This is a genomic window from Bifidobacterium sp. ESL0800, from assembly GCF_029395355.1.
Lineage (GTDB): Bacteria > Actinomycetota > Actinomycetes > Actinomycetales > Bifidobacteriaceae > Bifidobacterium.
In genome coordinates, this window is record NZ_CP113913.1 from 1,666,443 (window position 1) to 1,683,529 (window position 17,087).

The 17,087-nt window shown below is 56.2% G+C and carries 13 protein-coding genes; 5 read left to right on the top strand and 8 right to left on the bottom strand.

Annotated features, from left to right (window positions below):
• Window positions 1–86: 86 nt before the first annotated feature.
• From xylA to OZX75_RS06545, 8 genes are all read right to left on the bottom strand, one after another.
• A complete protein-coding gene (gene xylA, locus OZX75_RS06510) occupies window positions 87–1,430 on the bottom strand; it encodes a xylose isomerase (RefSeq protein ID WP_277145842.1) in 1,344 nt (447 codons plus the stop codon).
• 385 nt (window positions 1,431–1,815) lie between these two features.
• Window positions 1,816–2,343 carry a hypothetical protein gene (locus OZX75_RS06515; protein WP_277145843.1) on the bottom strand — a complete coding sequence of 176 codons (528 nt, stop codon included), beginning with the start codon at window positions 2,341–2,343 and terminating at the stop codon, window positions 1,816–1,818.
• Between the two features lie 98 nt (window positions 2,344–2,441).
• Window positions 2,442–4,808 (bottom strand): glycoside hydrolase family 65 protein, encoded by a 2,367-nt coding sequence (locus tag OZX75_RS06520; RefSeq protein WP_277145844.1) that lies wholly within the window; start codon window positions 4,806–4,808, stop codon window positions 2,442–2,444.
• 208 nt (window positions 4,809–5,016) lie between these two features.
• Window positions 5,017–6,132, bottom strand: a complete 1,116-nt coding sequence (locus tag OZX75_RS06525) for a DUF2961 domain-containing protein (protein ID WP_525930287.1) — start codon at window positions 6,130–6,132, stop codon at window positions 5,017–5,019.
• Between the two features lie 202 nt (window positions 6,133–6,334).
• The gene (locus tag OZX75_RS06530; protein ID WP_277145846.1) at window positions 6,335–7,225 is read right to left on the bottom strand and encodes a carbohydrate ABC transporter permease; all 891 of its coding nucleotides are present in this window, start codon (window positions 7,223–7,225) and stop codon (window positions 6,335–6,337) included.
• 13 nt (window positions 7,226–7,238) lie between these two features.
• Window positions 7,239–8,177 carry a carbohydrate ABC transporter permease gene (locus OZX75_RS06535; RefSeq protein ID WP_277145847.1) on the bottom strand — a complete coding sequence of 313 codons (939 nt, stop codon included), beginning with the start codon at window positions 8,175–8,177 and terminating at the stop codon, window positions 7,239–7,241.
• 180 nt (window positions 8,178–8,357) lie between these two features.
• Complete coding sequence (locus OZX75_RS06540; protein ID WP_277145848.1) at window positions 8,358–9,665, bottom strand: ABC transporter substrate-binding protein; 1,308 nt, start codon at window positions 9,663–9,665, stop codon at window positions 8,358–8,360.
• Between the two features lie 147 nt (window positions 9,666–9,812).
• Window positions 9,813–10,853 carry a LacI family DNA-binding transcriptional regulator gene (locus tag OZX75_RS06545; RefSeq protein WP_277145849.1) on the bottom strand — a complete coding sequence of 347 codons (1,041 nt, stop codon included), beginning with the start codon at window positions 10,851–10,853 and terminating at the stop codon, window positions 9,813–9,815.
• A 271-nt stretch (window positions 10,854–11,124) separates the two neighbouring features.
• On the opposite strand from OZX75_RS06545, the gene OZX75_RS06550 reads away from it, so the two are divergent.
• The 5 genes from OZX75_RS06550 (at window position 11,125) to OZX75_RS06570 (ending at window position 16,737) form a co-directional block, all read left to right on the top strand.
• On the top strand, window positions 11,125–11,868 hold the full coding sequence (locus OZX75_RS06550; protein WP_277145850.1) for a histidine phosphatase family protein: 744 nt from the start codon (window positions 11,125–11,127) through the stop codon (window positions 11,866–11,868).
• 175 nt (window positions 11,869–12,043) lie between these two features.
• Window positions 12,044–12,778 (top strand): DedA family protein, encoded by a 735-nt coding sequence (locus OZX75_RS06555; protein ID WP_277145851.1) that lies wholly within the window; start codon window positions 12,044–12,046, stop codon window positions 12,776–12,778.
• 571 nt (window positions 12,779–13,349) lie between these two features.
• Complete coding sequence (locus OZX75_RS06560; RefSeq protein WP_277145852.1) at window positions 13,350–14,174, top strand: (Fe-S)-binding protein; 825 nt, start codon at window positions 13,350–13,352, stop codon at window positions 14,172–14,174.
• The gene (locus OZX75_RS06565; RefSeq protein ID WP_277145853.1) at window positions 14,171–16,030 is read left to right on the top strand and encodes a LutB/LldF family L-lactate oxidation iron-sulfur protein; all 1,860 of its coding nucleotides are present in this window, start codon (window positions 14,171–14,173) and stop codon (window positions 16,028–16,030) included. Before OZX75_RS06560 ends, OZX75_RS06565 begins: the two co-directional genes overlap by 4 nt.
• 5 nt (window positions 16,031–16,035) lie before the next feature.
• Window positions 16,036–16,737 carry a LutC/YkgG family protein gene (locus OZX75_RS06570; protein ID WP_277145854.1) on the top strand — a complete coding sequence of 234 codons (702 nt, stop codon included), beginning with the start codon at window positions 16,036–16,038 and terminating at the stop codon, window positions 16,735–16,737.
• Window positions 16,738–17,087 lie beyond the last annotated feature (350 nt).

Below are 17,087 nucleotides of genomic sequence, written 5' to 3' on the forward strand. Positions count from 1 at the left end.
TTTGGCCGGTCACCCATTGAAAGCGACCGGCCAAATCCGTTGAGAGAGGAATATGAAATGATGAAACGAGCCTGCTGCTGCCAGTCTTACTCGCTCAGGGCCTCGATCATGTAGTTGTTGATCGTGGCCTTGACGCTCTCGAGGTGATCGGAGTGCGTGGAGGCGATAAGCTCGCTCTGCGGCCTGTCAATCGCATAGTCCTCGAGCGTGGCCAGTGTGGCCTTGCCGTCCTCGACGCTCTTGCCGATGCCGGAGTCGAAGGAGCTGTAGCGCTTCGAGACGAGATCCTCGATGTACTTGTCCTCGTGCATCTTCGCGGCGACCAGAAGGCCGGCGGCGAAGGAATCCATGCCCGCGATGTGGGTACGGAACAGATCCTCGGCCTCGAAGGAGCTGCGGCGCGGCTTGGCGTCGAAGTTCAGGCCGCCGTGAGGGCCGATCTGGCCTTCGGCGAGGACCTCCCACATCACTGCGGTGGTCTCGTAGAGGTCGGTCGGGAACTCGTCCATATCCCAGCCGATGAGCTTGTCGCCCTGGTTGGCGTCCAGCGAACCGAGCACCCCCGCGTCGCGCGCCACACGGATCTCGTGCTGATAGGTGTGGGTGGCGAGGTTGGCGTGGTTGCCCTCGAGGTTCAGGCGGAACGTACCCATCAGGTCGTACTTCTGCAGGAAGGAGATGGCGGTGGAGGCATCGAAGTCATACTGCAGCATGCAGGGTTCCTTGGCCTTCGGCTCGATCAGGAACTGCGCGTTCATGCCGATTTCCTTGGCGTAGTCCACGCACATGTGGAAGAACTTGGCCATGTGGTCCTTTTCGCGGGCCATGTCGGTGTTCCAGAGGTTTTCGTAGCCTTCACGGCCGCCCCAGAAGACGTAGTTCTCGGCGCCGAGACGCTTGCCGATCTCGAGGCTGTGCTTGAGCTGAGCGCCGGAATAGGCGAAGATGTCGGCGAACGGCGAAGTTGAGGCGCCGTCGACGAAGCGCGGGTTGGTGAAGAGCGATGAGGTGTTCCACAGCAGCTTGATGCCGGTGGCCTTCATGTTCTCTTCGATCTTGTCGACGACACGATCGAGGTTAGCGTTGGTCTCGCGCAGGGTGTCGCCTTCCGGCGCCAGGTCGCGGTCATGGAAGGCGAAGTACTCGACGCCGAGCTTCTGGAAAAGCTCGAAGGCGTAATCGACCTTGGCGAGCGACTGGTCCATCGGATCGCTGTACTTGTAATACGGACGATGGGCGGTGCCGTCGCCGAACGGATCGACGAGCTGCTGGTCGAAGGTGTGCCACCAAGCCACGGCGAAGCGCAGCCAGTCCTTCATCTTCTTGCCCGCCACCACACGGTCGGCGTCATAATAATGGAAACCAAGCTCTTCCTTGACTCCCTTGTCGTGTCCGACGTACGGAATTTTGTCTACATCCCACAACCCCATAGGTTGCTCCTTTGCACACGTGCCGTCGTTGCAGACGACATTGGTTAATTCGTTTCACTTACATCGTAGGTCACGGAACCGCATTATGTCAAATCATTTAATTATATTCGCGACAAAAGTTTCAACTCTTTCAAAAGCATCGTTTCATGAGGGAGAACGTGCGCCGATAACCGCCCAGGCAGGGCCGTCAAGAACAACGTGTTCGCGCATTTAGACGAGTAAGGGCAGAACAAAACCACCGATACACCAATAACATACGATTTGCCGCCTGCGGATGCAACCACAGACGGCAAATCGTTACTTCACCATCTCTTCGCGTTTATCAGGATTTCGTGAATGAAGCTATATTCGTAAGTCTCCACTCCCGACCATTTCGTCTTCAAGGTCAATCGATGTGCTCCGTTACTGTTCCTTCCATCTTAGGAAGGAATGGCACGCCGCTTCCATCCGTTCCACCTTCAAAAGTAATCGTCGTACTTCCCTCCATCTTAGGAATGGATGGAAGCACATTACTTCCATCCGTTCCGTCTTCAAGAGCAATCGACACCCGTGGCGGATCAGATTTCCCGTTATTGTCAAACATCTGTACCGCGGTCCCGCCACCACAACCAAGTAGTCCCGTCTGGAATTCCGTCGTCTGAGGCTCACTATCCGGCTTCTGATCATCGTAAAGAGTCATTTTGCCCTTCATCGGATGGCTATCAGCACACGTCGGATTGGAGAACATGGCCGTAACCGAATGATCGGCATGACGCTGTACCTCAATATGGATATTGTCCACCTGTATGGTGACCGGCGCCTCGTCTTTCGCTTCCGCAGCGTAGGCGGTGGACGGTCCGGCCAATGCCAAGCACGCCATCATGGCCACGGACGCGGACATCGCACCCAAAATCTTTTTGTTGTTACGCATCATGCCACGCTCCTCACCATTGAATCGGACCACATACCACGTGTATGACACATTATAATCCATCTTCGCCTTGCACACAACATTCATTTCAGAGAATGGGCTCAGACCGTGCGCAACTCGCCTTTGACCTTGAGGGTCACCGGGTCGCCGGAAAGGCGGCGGACCGAGACTTCGCCGTGGGTGACATTGACGACCAGACGCGAGCCGTGGACGGTGAGCCTGTAGGTGAGGCTCCCCCAATCCCTGGGCAGGTGCGGGTCGATCGAAAACTCTTCGCCGCCGGAATCGCGCAGGCCGCCGAAGCCGGCGACCGCCGACATCCACACACCGCCGGCCGAAGCCAGATGAATGCCGTCGGACGTGTTGCTGTGCAGGTTGGCCACGTCGGCGTAGAGGGACTCGAGGAAGTACTGCATCGCCAGGTCACCATACCCGACCTCAGCGGCGAGGATGCACTGGGAAGCCGCGGAAAGCGAGGAATCGCCGGTGGTCAGCGGGTCGTAGAAGTCGAAATCGCGCCGTTTGACATCGAGCCCGAATTGCGAGGAAAGCAGGTAAAGCGCCAATACCGTGTCCGTCTGTTTCAAGACGCGACGGCGATAGATCACCATCGGATGATAGTGCAGGAGCAGCGGGCGCTCGGTGTCGTGCTCGAAATCCCAGGTCTCGCGGCGCATGATGTCGTCGTCCTGAAGATGGATGCCGAGCTTTTTGTCATACGGCAATTTCATCAGTTCGGCAATCTCGCGCCAGCGCATCGATTCGCCGGGCTTGATCGAAAGGCGCTGGACCACGGCGTTGAGTTCCTCGCCTTCCAGCGATTCCAAGGCGTCCGCGGCCTTGCGCAGGTTGAATTGCGCCATGACGTTGGTGTAATAGTTGTCGTCCACCAGGGCGGTGTATTCGTCCGGCCCGGTGACGTTGTTGATATGGAAGGTGCCGTCCCAGCCCATATAGCCCAGGCTCGCCCACATCCTCGCGGTCTCGACCAGAATGTCGATGCCTTCGCTCGCCAAAAACTCATGGTCGCCGGTCACCGCGACATACTGGCAGACGGCGTAGGCGATGTCCGCGTCGATATGGTACTGGGCGGTTCCGGCCTCGAAGAAGGCCGAGGCCTCCTCGCCGTTGATGCCGCGCCACGGGAAGAGCCCGCCTTCCATGCTCATGATCCGGGCGCGCTTGCGGGCCGCCGGCAACATGCGGAAACGGTAGGACAGAATGTCGCGGGCCCGCGCCGGGTTGGTATAAATCAGGAAGGGGGCGATATAGGTTTCAGTGTCCCAGAAATAATGGCCGGAATAGCCGGTACCGCTCAGCCCCTTCGCCGACACGCCGTTGGGGACGGTGGCCGTCGCTTGCGCGAGCTCGAAAAGCTCCCAGCGCAAGGTCTGCCGAAGCCGCCCATCTCCACCGTCATCGATTTCGACGTCCGACTCCTGCCAGAAACGGCTCAGCCATGCACGCTGTTGCTCCTGCAGCGCTTCGAAGCCTTGCGCGACGGCCCAGTTCAGGGTTTGCGCGCAGAGCCTGATGAGTTCGACGGAATTCTGGGTTTCGATGGTGGAGACCTGCAGGCCCTCATCGATTCCGATAGGATTTATCCGATATGTATTGTAAGCGGCGTAACGCAGCACCCGCTTCTCGCCGCCGTCTGGCACGGCGACGTCGAAGACGGCAGGGACCATCTCGCCGTCAATCTGCTGGCAGAAGCCGACGCCCATCGTCAGCTCGGAATGCAGGCAATGGAAAGCGCCGAAACTCTCGTCGGCCACGCCTCGCGAAATGGCATCGACCTCGAGCTTGCGCAGGCCACCGTCGGCAATCAGGTCGGCCTTGCGCGGATCGACGTCTCGCGAAACCACCGGCTGGTCAGTGTTCATCTTGCCTTCGACGTGGACGTTCAGGGCACGTCCGCGGGCCTTGAACGTCAGCGCCGTGGCCATAAGGTCGGCACGGAACAGGCAGACCATGGTGACGATATCGACTTCGAGGCTTACCCCATCATCAATGTCATACACATACGAACGCGTCGCGGTGCCGTCCTTGAAATCGAGGCTCTGCGAGACCTGCTGCGCCTTGCCTAGCTCCTTGCCGTCGACACAGAACTTGAAATCGACCGTATCGGGCACCCCTTGCACGACCTGCCCCACGCGGGCGAAACCGTAGGCTTCCTCTGCATGACGGATGGCAAACGTCTCATGGAAACCGCTCAGGAACGTTCCGGAGCCGAGATTTCGCGGCGCATTGGCCTCGCCGCGCACACCGATGGTGCCGTTGGAGAGAGAAAACAGCGTCGCGCTTTCGGCGCTCGGCTCACCGTATTCGGTGAATCTCCACGGGTCGATGGGGTAACGGCGAGCATCGAGCGGGTCATCTTGCAAATCCAGTTTCCGAATCTCGTTACTGTCCAACGCTTCCTCCAACATCATCTCGCCTGCCGGATGTCGCCTGACGACATCGCCCATGGCCCGCAGGCTCTGTGCACATCCGGCCGTCTAAATCTCACCATCGCATAGACAACCAATACACCTTTACTGTTGGAAAGCATACTCCAAACGCAGTAATGAAACAGCTCGCAAAACACCGTGCGAGCATTAATAAAAACTCTTTGAAGAATGAGAAGCTTGACGCTGTTAGTGACACCTATATATAGGTCGCGTCAATCTCACAAGCTCACCGCGGCTGGCGGAAATGGCGGTCGCCGATCGACGGGAATGGGGTGTGCGGTTCGCGCTGGTACCAATAAGCGACGCTGGCCACATCGTCCGAGCGCTCGAAAAGCCCGGCCTCGTCGGTGCCGATCTGCTGAAGGGTCACGCGCAGATCACGGTCGAAATAAATCGGATCGGGGATGTGCCAGCGGTAGAGGCCGCGGGTAACGGGCGTCGCCTGATCCCAATAGTCGCTTTCGCGGCCGACCAGACTCTGCGAGCGGAACGGGAAGCCGACGAACGGGGCACAATAGGTCTGCTCGCGGAATTCACCGCAACTTCCCGTGCCGGCGTTGTCGCTGCCGTCGCCGAACGCCCCGAAGCTCCAAGCCCCGCCGAAATAATCCTCGGTGCCGGTGGAGGTCACGGTCGGGTAATCGGTGTCGCCGTCAAGGTAGAACTTGACCTCGCCTTCGCCCCACCAACGGCTTTCCAGTGCCGTCAACGCGATGTAGGTGCCGATATAGGTGCCCTGGCCGCGTACGCCGTCGAGAATCGTATAGTCATGCTGTTCCTGCGTGACCCGCTCGCGATGCCATCGGGCGTGGAAACGCATCGCGTCGTCCGGCAGTGCGTCGTATTCGGTGTAATCGATCTGATAGAAGAAGGAAGGCACGTCCTCGTTATGGTCGCTGCGCAACACGATTTTCGCGTGCTCGAAAGGCATGGCGAAGTAGCAGTTGAAACCGCGGTTGGGCGCGACTATGACGGGCATGGAATTGACAAGGCAGCCCTGGGCATGGCCGCAGCAGAAGAAGTCGCCAATCGGGCAGAGAATGGACGGGCTTTCCTCACCGTCCCAATAGAACTCGAGAACGAGGTTGCGCAGCACGTTCGGGCCGGTGGGCGAGGTCTTGTCGGTTACGGTCATCCAGATATGGCGAATCACGCCCGGGCCGTCGACGTCCATCAGCGTCACCGATTCGCCGGCCGGCACAGTGCCGAGGCAGGGAGTCCCTTTGCGCGAGGGGCCGAGTTTGCTGGCGGTCTGCGCCGCGACCCCCTTGCCGCCGGTCGGATTCTCCGCATTGATGCACCGCGAGCGCCCGCGCGACGCCACAGAGAGCCCATCCATCATGCCGAGCCCATAGCCTCCAAATCCTCGGGCCGCTTCTGCCTGTACAACGTTCATTGAACTTGCCTTTCCGTTTTATTAACTATTATTCTCACTGCCACAAATAACGCCAAACCCAAAGAAGCCCGATTCCGCCAGATTGAGCTGTTTAACCACTTCCAGCGACTTCAATCCGGCGAAATTAAGCTCAATTACATCCAATCGTCTACTTCACCGCGCCGGCGACAATGCCTTGGTTGAGCTTGCGCTGGAAGATGATATAGAAGACAATGGTGGGAATGACGCTCAGCAACGACGCCGAAGCCAAGGTCGTCGCATCCATGGTGTTCTGGCCCTGCAACGTGGCAAGAGCGAGCGGCACCGTCTGCACGCTGTCATCCATAAGGAACGCCATCGGAATCATGTATTCGTTCCAAGTCCACACAAAGAAGAAGACGAACAGCACGCTGATCGTGGACCAGGAAATCGGCAGTACGACTCGGGTGAGGGTCTGCCATCTCGAAGCCCCATCGAGAGTGGCCGCCTCGAGAATCGCCTCCGGGAACGTTCCGTACACCGCCGAGAGCAGGTACGTCCCGTAAGCGCTCTGTATTACAGTAAAGATGATGATCATCGATAGCTGGGTGTTGTACAGCCCGCACTTCTTGAACATGGTGTACAGGGGATACAGCAGGGCCTCCTGCGGCATCATATTGGCAAGCATGATGAGCAAAACGATCCAGCGGTTGCCCTTTACCCGCCCGATGCCCAGAGCAAAGGAATTGAGAACGGAAAGCGCGACCCCGAGCACGGCCACCACCAGAGAGATGACCAAGCTGTTGAGGAACTTGATCGGAAATCGACTGTTGTTCCAGAACAGGATTATGCCGCTCATTGTGGGGTGGGACGGCAAAGTGAGAGGGCCGGTGGCATTGTAGTCGCTGATGCTCTTGAAGGCGTTCATCGTCAGGATGACCAAGGGGCTCAACATGACGATGGCCCCGGCAACGAGCACTATCAAGGCAAGCCAATCGCCCCAAGTCCTGATGTGCTTGGCTTTTACGTTCTTACGCTTTGAATGCGATTCCGAAACAGGTTGAATTGATGTTGCTGACATTTCGACCCCTTTCCTAATCCATGTTCTTTTCGACGTGACCTTGGATAATCGTGAACACCACCGAGAAAACGATGATGACGACGGTCAGGGAAGTGGAAATGGCGGCACCATATCCGACTTGGTGAATCTGGAAGAATTGATTGTACGAATAGTACGAAGGCACGATGGTCGTGGTGCCAGGCCCGCCTTTGGTCAGCAGATAGACCGGGCCGAACGTCTTCAGAGCGCCGATGGTCGCGGTGAGGATGACCACCAACAATTCCGGCATGATCGACGGCAAGGTGACCACCCTGAATTTCTGCCACCAATTCGCGCCGTCAAGCCCCGCGGCTTCGTAAAGCTCCGGGTCGACGCGCTGCAAGCCCGACATGAAGATGACAATCGGGTAACCGAGCTGAATCCAGATGAGGATGGCCATCAAGCTGGGCAGTGCGCTCTTGGGGCTGCCAAGCCAGTTGCTTTGCAGGGACGCCAAACCGATCTTCGTCAGCAACGCGTTGAATGCTCCGTCGTCAGGACGGAATATCCATCCCATGATGATCGAAGCGACGGCGACAGGCAGCAGTTGCGGAAGGTAGTACAAGGCACGGATGAGCGAAGCTATCTTGGAACCGAATTTCTTTTGAATGACATCGGTCAGAAGAGACGAGATCAACAGACCCAGAATGGTCGGAATAATCACAATGGCGACGATGATCCAGAACGAGTTGCGGAACGACTTCCAAAACATTTCGTCCCTGAACAACCTCGCCCAATTGCTGCCACCGATAAAACGAACCGGCCCGACACCACGCCAACGGGTAAAGCTGAGGACGACATTCCATATCGCCGGCACGACGATGATGACAGTCAGACTGATAAGCCCCAAAAGCAGATACGGAATGAATTTTGAGGACTTGTCGCCAGGCAATCTGGAGTATGAGACCCTTTTGGTCTTCTTGCGTTGAGACATATATGCCTCCTTGGAATTAAAAACGGATAGCTAAGCGTTGAATCATCTTGCCTTGCCAATGCCATCAAGACGAGATGACGATTTGAAGCCGGTCCATGGGTTCCCACACGTGGTGGCACCCATGGCATCCCATGGACCGGCTAGAAACAGTAGAGGAAAGAAAGAACAATCAGCGGATCGTTACTTGTCCTTAACCCCCATATCCTGCACGCCGGTGGTATATGCCTTCTGCATGGCCTGCAGCGTCTGCTGGGGGTTCTTGGTCCCGTTGACGAGCTCCTGGAACTCCGAGGACATCGCATCGGTCAGGTTCGTGGCAGGATAATCAGGATAGTACGCAAGCTTGCCCTGCTTCGAGAAGTTCAGATATTCCTTGATCATCTTCCGGTTCTTCTCGTTGGTGACCTTCTTCATGTCAGCATTGAGCGGGACACCGCCGGCATTGCCGATTTCGGTCTGCAAATCCTTGGAGATGGTGTAGTTCAGAAGCTTCGCAGCCCAATCCTTATGCTTGGCCTTCTCGGGAATGGTCAGGATGTTGCCAGTGCAACCCTGCAGCATCTTTATCCCCGGCAACGCGGCGCCGTCCCAGTTGAATTTGATTTGCTCGTTGAAGCGGCTTTCGATCCATGTACCGGTCTGATAGATGGGGTACTCGCCCTTGATGAAGGAAACGTTGGTGTCTTCCTTCTTCAGACCCGTAGCATTCCTCGAGATATATCCCTTGTCAAGCCACTCGTTGATCTTGTTGGTGGCATAGGTAAGAGGCTCGGACTTCCAATTGACGTCGTTCTTGTACAGCTGCCAGTTATCGATGAATTTCTGGTCCGTTTTGGTATTGACCAAAGACCACCACAACCACATGACCCCGAATTCACCAGCATCGGCAGCGATAGGAGTGATGCCGGCAGCCTTGAATTTTGCGCACGCATCTTCGAACTCGCTCATCGTGGTCGGCACCTTGATATTGTATTTAGCGAACAGATCGGTGTTGTAGAACACACGCTGGAATTCGGCATATGTCGGCAAACCGACCCACTTGTCACCGTCCATCACGCCTTTGTCGTCATATTTGGCCACATTGGCGTCAGCCTTGGTGATGACCTTGTCCCAGCCGTATTTTTTGACATACGGTCCGAGGTCAGACAGCAGACCCATCGACGAAAGCATGCCGGCGCTGCCGTTGCCGCGGTTGGACTCCATAACATCCGGAGCCTGTTCGGAATTGAGGAACTGACTGGCATTCTGGGCAATTTGGGTGAATGACTTCGTCTCGATCTTTACTTTGATGCCAGTGTCTTTAGTAAAACGCTTCACTGCTTCTCGCCAATCGGCCGTCTCCGCCGAGGCCGGATTTTCGTAGTACCAGAAGGAAATGCTGTCCGGTTTCGAATTGTCTTCCTGAGCGTTGCTGCCTCCGCAAGCGCTTAAGGCCGTTATCGATAACGCGGCGGCACTGAGTGCTGCGATTGCCTTAATGATTTTCATTATTGCTCCTTTACAATATGTACTGGTTTTTTCGAAACGTTTCGACGCCTACTATGAGAACCCTCTACTATTTCAACGATTGTTTTGTCTCTTTTTTACAAAGGAAAAGGTCTCATCAAACGTCCATCATCATTTCATGCATGTGGTTTATGCATCAATCACCCCCGTTCCGGTCTTGGAAACAGGCCCGAAAGAACCCCTGTCAACGAACGTCGGAGGAGACAGCCTCACCATTCCCCTGATGTCGTCGTTCCTTTCTATTGCATCGAGAAGAACCTCCAAAGCTTCTTCGCAAAGCAATTCAGGAGTGATCGGCATCTCGGAAATACCTTGGCTCACCGGCATCGAGGACAGGAAAGTACCGCACGATATCACTGATATATCTTCGGGTACCGAAATCTTGTCCTTGTGCAGAACATCCAATACTTTGTTGAGGATGATCGAATCCGACTGATTGACAATCGCGGTCGAACCGTTCTTCCCCAGCAAGCACTCGTCTACGAATTGACGGGGATTGAAAGTCTTGTAATTGGTCAACGCCGGCTCATTGACCTCAATGCCAAAATCCTTGGCGCTGTCCAGGAAAGAACGCCTGAACAGGAGCCGGTAACCTGAAATCGGCATGTCCAGATTTTCAATGCTGCGAAGAAACGATACGCGCTTATGGCCGTAATCATGCAACTTGCGCGCCACCAAACGCCCCATCTGCGCGAAATCGATATCGACGCATGCGCAATCATCGTGATCCACGGGATAACCGATAGCGACACATGGCTTCCCGAAACTTTTGGCGTATAAGGCACGCTTGTCGTATTCATCCACATCGAGCAGTACGACGCCATCCGCTATGCCGCTTTGCGTGACACGACGGATATCGTTAACGGGATTTTCACCTGTAAGCAACAGGACATCATACCCACGTTCCTTGGCCTTCAACGCCATCTGCATGAAATAGACACTGATCCTGGGCCGCTTTGCCTCGCGACAGCCAGGAGCGATGGCGATGATACGATTCGGTTCTCCACGCAACTTTCTTGCACTGGCATTGGGAACATAGCCCAGCTTGTCTATCGCAGCCAAGACCGCATCGGTGGTTTTTGAAGAAATCGAGCGCTTGCCCGAGAGCACATAGGAGACCGTGGAAACGGAAACGCCCGCGGCTTTGGCCACGTCTTTGATCCCAGTCATCGCCGACCTCCTCGCCGCTCTTCATCAAGTCTCTAGGAAACGATACGATATTTATCGAAACGTTTCAACTACAAACAAGGTATACCCTCGGAAGGAGAAAGTCAAATTCCGCTCGCTTCGATGTGCGCTTTCAAAGTTGTCATCGCACATATCGGATATTATTCGCTTGGAGAGCAATAGCGGCGACACCATCACGTTTATGCCGCTGTCCATCCTCAACACATAAGCGGGCAGAAACTTTCTACGACGAGAAGCGAAAGGCAAGGAAGTCATGAGCAATCAACAAACCGACGGAACGGAAACCGTGACCATTTATCTCGCCAGGCACACGCAGACGACCTCCAATGTCATGGACATCATGCAAGGCTGGTCCGATTTCCCGATCACCGAAGAAGGCTACGAGATCATCCGCAATTTCGGACGCGGGCTGAGGGGGATCAAATTCGACGCCGCGTACGCCGGCAATTTGTCACGCCATTACGCCACGGCACGGGGCGCTCTTGACGAATCGGGGAACGAGGATGTCGAGATTCATGTCGATCCCGACCTGCGCGAGGCCAATTTCGGTAGCTTCGAGGGACGAAACGCCACAGACACGTTCAAGGCCGCTGCGGTCCACATGGGTTACAAGACGCAGGAAGCGGTTTTCGCCGATCGGGGGATGAAGGCCCACCTCGACCTGCAGGACGCAATCGCGCAGCTGGATCAGCTTGACCTATGCTCGTCTCCGATCGATCAGAGCGTACGGGCCGAATTCTCCACGCAAATACAGGATCGCATGACCAGAGCGCTCACCAAAATCGCCGATACCGCCGTCGAGAAGCACCAGCACAACGTCCTCGTCGTCAGCTCCGGCCACAGCATCCGTGAATTTTTGTGGGCGACCGACCACGATGCGGATCTGACGAACCAGGAAAACACAGCCACCACCAAGCTCACCTATCGCAACGGTTCCTTTAGCATCGTCGGTCCTACCGGTTCCTTGGAATATCGCGAACGCGGAGCACGTCTTTAGCGGTATCAGCGAACCTGCGCAAACCCAACAACAGCGTGCGGTTGTGCAGGTTCGCTGGACAGTTCAGCCAATCACGGGGCAGGCGGCACTACTGCTGGTAACGTTGTGTTCCGCAGGCAGCGCCAGTAATACATAGTGCTGCGCAGACGCATATCAAGACGACAGACGGGACACCATGGGTTTCATTCACTTCCTCATTGAGCTTCTGAAAGACCCTCGAACCATCATCGCCGGCTGGATCTCGATGGGCGTGGCTCCCACCCTGGGCTTCATCTTCCTTATTGTCTTCATCGAAACCGGCGTGGTCTTCTTCCCGTTCCTTCCAGGCGACTCCCTGCTGTTCGCGGCCGGTTTCTTCGCCGCCCCGGACGCCGTGACCGGCAAATCCGCGCTTCCCTTGTTCGCGCTGCTGCCGGTGGTCTGGATCGCGCCGATTGTAGGCGACCAGTGCAACTACTTCATCGGCCATTTCTTCGGACGCAAGATCATCGAAAGCGGCAAGGTCAAGGCCATGACCCCCGAACGCCTCGCCAAAACCGAAGCGATGATCGACAAGTGGGGCCCGCTCGCGGTCTTCCTCGGCCGCTTCTTCCCGTTCATCCGCACGTTTATGCCGTTCATTTCCGGACTTTCCGGCATGCGCTGGCGCAGGTTCACCCCGTTCTCGATGCTCGGCGGCTTCACTTGGTCGACGCTGTTCACCCTGCTCGGCTACTTCTTCGGCGGCATCCCCATCGTTCAGGACAATTTCGAGCTGGTCATCATCGCCATTCTCGTTATTTCGCTTCTTCCCACGATCATCGGGCTTGCGAAGGCCAAATTCGGCAAGAAAAACAATGGAAGCGACTCCAACGACGGCATCAAAGAGAGCGCTGACGCAACGCTTGAAGAAAGCGAATCCGCCGACTGAAGTCAGCCAGGCTCGCGCGCACTCGTTTCTTCGGGCTCCGGTCGTCCATCATTCCCGCGTGAAACGAATCACGAGCAAAAGCATACTAGAGTCTCTATCTAAAGTTCAATTCCGATAATTTCTATTTCATAAAATAGATGTCAAACGTTATTACCGTCTGGGCAACACTCATTGATTTGCCAACAAAGATTGAAGAAATACCTTGGACCAACCTCAATAATGTGAGGCAAAGAACAATTCTATAGATAAATACAACCAATTAATCCTAGAAAAGCATCTCAGCAAACCATCCTTTCAGAGATTGATCAATCTTCTATTTTCAAGCATTATTACCCTCTTTGTTGCAACAAAATCTCGAAAAAAACGCTAGCCCAACCATAAAATGTGAGGAATATCACATTGACAAATTCTTTTTTATGCTCTTTTTCGGCTTTTCGTGATTTCAGACATATATCGTTATATATTGAAGGCTAATTTTGATGGAGAATGAAACGTTAGATGTTCACGCAAAGAAGCCATCGACAAAAGCCTGACAGCAATAACATCTCAAGGCCAACTTGAAGGAGTAAAGATGAAGGTAGTGATTTTCTCCACCTGCCTGGTCGATCTGATATTTCCCAATGTCGGGAAAGCCATGGTCGAAGTTCTTGAAAGGTTCGGCTGCGAAACTTACATGCCGATGCAGCAAATCTGCTGCGGGCAAATTACGTTCAACAGCGGATACGTCAAAGAATCCACGAAGGTGATGCACAACGAGATCGATGCCCTGATGAGCGTCGACGCCGATTACATCGTCGGCCCCGCCGGTTCCTGCGTCAATATGTTGAAGGAGCTGCAGTTCCACCTGCCCGCCGGCGACGACGAATACAAGGCCAAGGCCCACGAAATGGCCAACAAGACCTACGAGTTCTCGCAGTTCCTCTATCGCGTGCTCGGCGTGCTCGACGCCGGCGCGGAACTCGACGCCGTGGCCACCTACCACCGTTCCTGCCATATGACCCGTCTACTCGGCGAGCGCGAGAGCCCTTATATTCTTATGGACCACGTCAAGGGCCTCAAAGTCAAGGAACTTCCGCATATCGAGAACTGCTGCGGTTTCGGCGGCATGTTCTCCATGAAAGTGCCTTCGGTTTCCCAGGAAATGGTCAACGAGAAGGTCTCAGACGTCGAAAGCACCGGAGCCGAGGTCCTGATTTCCTGCGACCCAGGTTGCCTGATGAACATCGGCGGCCGTTTCAATAGGCTCGGCAAAAAGATCACCATCATGCATCTGGCGGAAGTGCTCAACAGCAATGTCGACATGAGCCGCGTGAAGTACGTCGACGCAGCCGAACGCAAGGCCATCGACGAACAGACTTTGCAGCATTCCAACGCACATGAGGAGGCTCTGGTATGAGCACCACACAAATGGATGACACCATGTTCAAGCGCACCGGAAAATCTACCGGCACGATGCTGCAATATGGCGACAAAAACTTCGTCAACCGTGTTCACCAGAGCACGACAGACAAATTCGCACACCGCGCCATCTCCAACGCACAGGATGCGCAGTGGGTCAAGCGCGAGACCGCTCGTGCCGAACTCGGCAACTGGGAGGGATGGCGCGATCTGAGCGAGCAGATCCGCCAGCAGGTCATTCGATATCTGCCCGACTATCTTGAGGAATTTTCCGACAACGTCGAAAAGCACGGCGGCCATGTCTTCTTCGCACAGACCGATGTCGAGGCACGTGACTTCATCACCGATCTGGTCAAGAAAAAGAAGGCGCACAACATCGTCAAGCCGAAGTCCATGGTCACCTCCGAGATCGGACTCGACAAGGCACTGCTGAAAATCGACGGCGTCAAGGTCACCGAAACCGATCTGGCCGAGTTCATTTTGGAACTCGACGATTGGGACGAACCTTCCCACCTCGTCTTCCCGGCGCTGCACAAGAACCGCGACCAGGTGCAGAAGCTCTTCCAAAAGCTTGGTTACAAGGGCGACAACGACCCACAGCATGAGGCGCGGTTCTCCCGCAAGGTGCTGCGTGAACGCTTCCTTGAATCCGACATGTCCATCACCGGCTGCAACTTCGCCGTCGCCGACCAAGGCATGGTCAACATCGTCACCAACGAAGGCAACGCCGACCTCTCCATGGCCATCGCGCCCACGCAGGTCGTCGTCATGGGTATGGAAAGGCTCGTACCGACCCTGAAAGAGGCCGAGACGATGGACAACATGCTCGTGCGCTCCGCAGTAGGTACGAAGCTCACCTCGTATTGCAGCTTCGTCTCCCCCAAGCTTCCCGACGAGGCCGACGGCCCCGAGGACTTCTACGTGGTCATCGTCGACAACGGGCGTTCCAACGCGCTCGGCACCGAGTTCGAGCCGATCCTGCAGTGCATCCGCTGCGCCTCCTGCCTCAACGTCTGCCCGATTTACCGCAACATCGGCGGCAAGGGTTATGGCTCCATCTATCCGGGACCGATCGGTGCCGTGCTCTCCCCGCTGCTGCAAGGCGACTACGCGGAATTCCACGATCTGCCGTATGCCTGCAGCCTCTGCTCGGCCTGCACCGCGACCTGCCCCGTCAAGATTCCGCTGCACGAGCTGCTCTTAAAGCATCGCGAAGTCATGATGAACGACAAGCATATGGGCGACCTGATCGCCGACACCGTGATGAAGGTCGTCGGCATTGGTACCGGTCATTCCTCGCTCTTCCGCACCGCGCTGACCTTCGACCACGTTGCGATGAACACCATCGCCAAGAAGGGCATCAAGGACCCAGCCACGGGTTCGCGCGTGCCGGACACCGCCAAGAACCTCGACGAGAACGGCAAGCATGAGGAATGGATGCCGTTCGTCTTCGGCGGGTGGACCAAGGTCCGCGATCTGCCGGAACCGCCGGCGCACTCCAAGAACTTCCGCACCTGGTATAACAAACGCAAGAAGTCGCAGATCGCCGAAGCCGGCGGTGAGGAAGCCTTCCGCAAGGCCCAGGCTGGCGTCCTCGCCAAGAACCCGAACGCTCCCAAGGCTTTCGGCGCTTATGACAACAGCGTTTCCGCGCGCAAGGTCGGCCACGAGCAGGCCACGCCATTGAGCGACGCGACCGTTCCCGTGGCGCTCGGCTCCATCGAGGAGGCCGGAGTCGGCCATTACGCCGACCACGACAGCCACACGAGCCATGAGAACGCTGTGCGCCATGGTATCGCTCCGGCAAAAACCGAAGCCGCTGCAAATTCCGCCGACAATGGGAAGAAGGACTGAACATCATGACCGATCGTGAGACATTCCTCAACTATCTCGCCGAGAAAAGCGGACGCCCGCGCCACCAGCTCAAAGATCATCCTCTTGAGCCGGTCAACGACCTTCCCGAAAGCACACTTTCGGGCCACAGCGTCGACGAGCTGCTCGAGATCGCCCGCAAAAACGCGCCTGCCGTCCACGTCGATTTCCAGACGACCGACAAGGCCGGACTGCCCGCCGCGCTCGACAAGTTCATCGCGGCCAAGGCCGACGGCAAGCTCATGCTGCCCACCTACGACGAGAACTACAAAGCCTTCGGACTCGAGGATTGGCGCGACGGGCTTGACCCGAAACCGTCGTTCTGGGTGCCGGGTGCCGGCCGCAAGGCCAACATCGACACGGCGAACCACTCGGAGGCGGCCATCGGTTTCGCCGATTTCCTGTGCGCCGAATCCTGCACCATCACCGCGCCGACCACTCCGGGCCAGGGCCGCGCCTTCCACTTCCTGCCGGTGCATTATCTGAGCATCATCCGCAAGTCGAGGATCGTGGCGAGAACCCGCCAGGCGATGGACTATTATGAGCCACGCATCAAGTCCGGCGAGATCAAGACCTCGAACCTCAACTTCATCACCGGCACTTCGTCGACCGGCGATATCGAGATGGTCCTGGTCGTCGGCGTCCACGGTCCGCTCGACATGACCTATCTGGTCGTCGAGGACATGTGATTTTTCGGCTGCCGTCGGCCGCCTGACCAATCACGGGCGATAGATGACAGCCGAAAAGCCGATTGGGCGCTCCCTGAATACTCGGGGAGCGCCCAATTGCTATTTCTTGTTACCAATGCTTACGACGTTTCACCAACAGCAACACCCGGAAAATATGCGTGAGGCAAGCCCCCCCCCAGAAGGCGAAGGTGTACAAAAGTACATCGAGTCTTCCGAGGGCCTTAAACATTTCACTCGGAAAATACGCGTACGACATCACATTACCGTCGACGAAGGCGTACTGCTGGTACGTCGAAACCCCACACAGTTCCCCGGGCCAGCACTGACGACACGCGTGAGGCAAAAGGCCC

What these genes read in the sequence shown, in the direction of transcription:
- OZX75_RS06545 (WP_277145849.1), bottom strand. Translation starts at nt 10,853, where the DNA reads ATGACTGGGATCAAAGACGTGGCCAAAGCCGCGGGCGTTTCCGTTTCC.
- xylA (WP_277145842.1), bottom strand. Translation starts at nt 1,430, where the DNA reads ATGGGGTTGTGGGATGTAGACAAAATTCCGTACGTCGGACACGACAAG.
- OZX75_RS06550 (WP_277145850.1), top strand. Translation starts at nt 11,125, where the DNA reads ATGAGCAATCAACAAACCGACGGAACGGAAACCGTGACCATTTATCTC.
- OZX75_RS06515 (WP_277145843.1), bottom strand. Translation starts at nt 2,343, where the DNA reads ATGATGCGTAACAACAAAAAGATTTTGGGTGCGATGTCCGCGTCCGTG.
- OZX75_RS06540 (WP_277145848.1), bottom strand. Translation starts at nt 9,665, where the DNA reads ATGAAAATCATTAAGGCAATCGCAGCACTCAGTGCCGCCGCGTTATCG.
- OZX75_RS06560 (WP_277145852.1), top strand. Translation starts at nt 13,350, where the DNA reads ATGAAGGTAGTGATTTTCTCCACCTGCCTGGTCGATCTGATATTTCCC.
- OZX75_RS06565 (WP_277145853.1), top strand. Translation starts at nt 14,171, where the DNA reads ATGAGCACCACACAAATGGATGACACCATGTTCAAGCGCACCGGAAAA.
- OZX75_RS06555 (WP_277145851.1), top strand. Translation starts at nt 12,044, where the DNA reads ATGGGTTTCATTCACTTCCTCATTGAGCTTCTGAAAGACCCTCGAACC.
- OZX75_RS06570 (WP_277145854.1), top strand. Translation starts at nt 16,036, where the DNA reads ATGACCGATCGTGAGACATTCCTCAACTATCTCGCCGAGAAAAGCGGA.
- OZX75_RS06530 (WP_277145846.1), bottom strand. Translation starts at nt 7,225, where the DNA reads ATGTCAGCAACATCAATTCAACCTGTTTCGGAATCGCATTCAAAGCGT.
- OZX75_RS06535 (WP_277145847.1), bottom strand. Translation starts at nt 8,177, where the DNA reads ATGTCTCAACGCAAGAAGACCAAAAGGGTCTCATACTCCAGATTGCCT.
- OZX75_RS06525 (WP_525930287.1), bottom strand. Translation starts at nt 6,132, where the DNA reads ATGATGGATGGGCTCTCTGTGGCGTCGCGCGGGCGCTCGCGGTGCATC.
- OZX75_RS06520 (WP_277145844.1), bottom strand. Translation starts at nt 4,808, where the DNA reads ATGGGCGATGTCGTCAGGCGACATCCGGCAGGCGAGATGATGTTGGAG.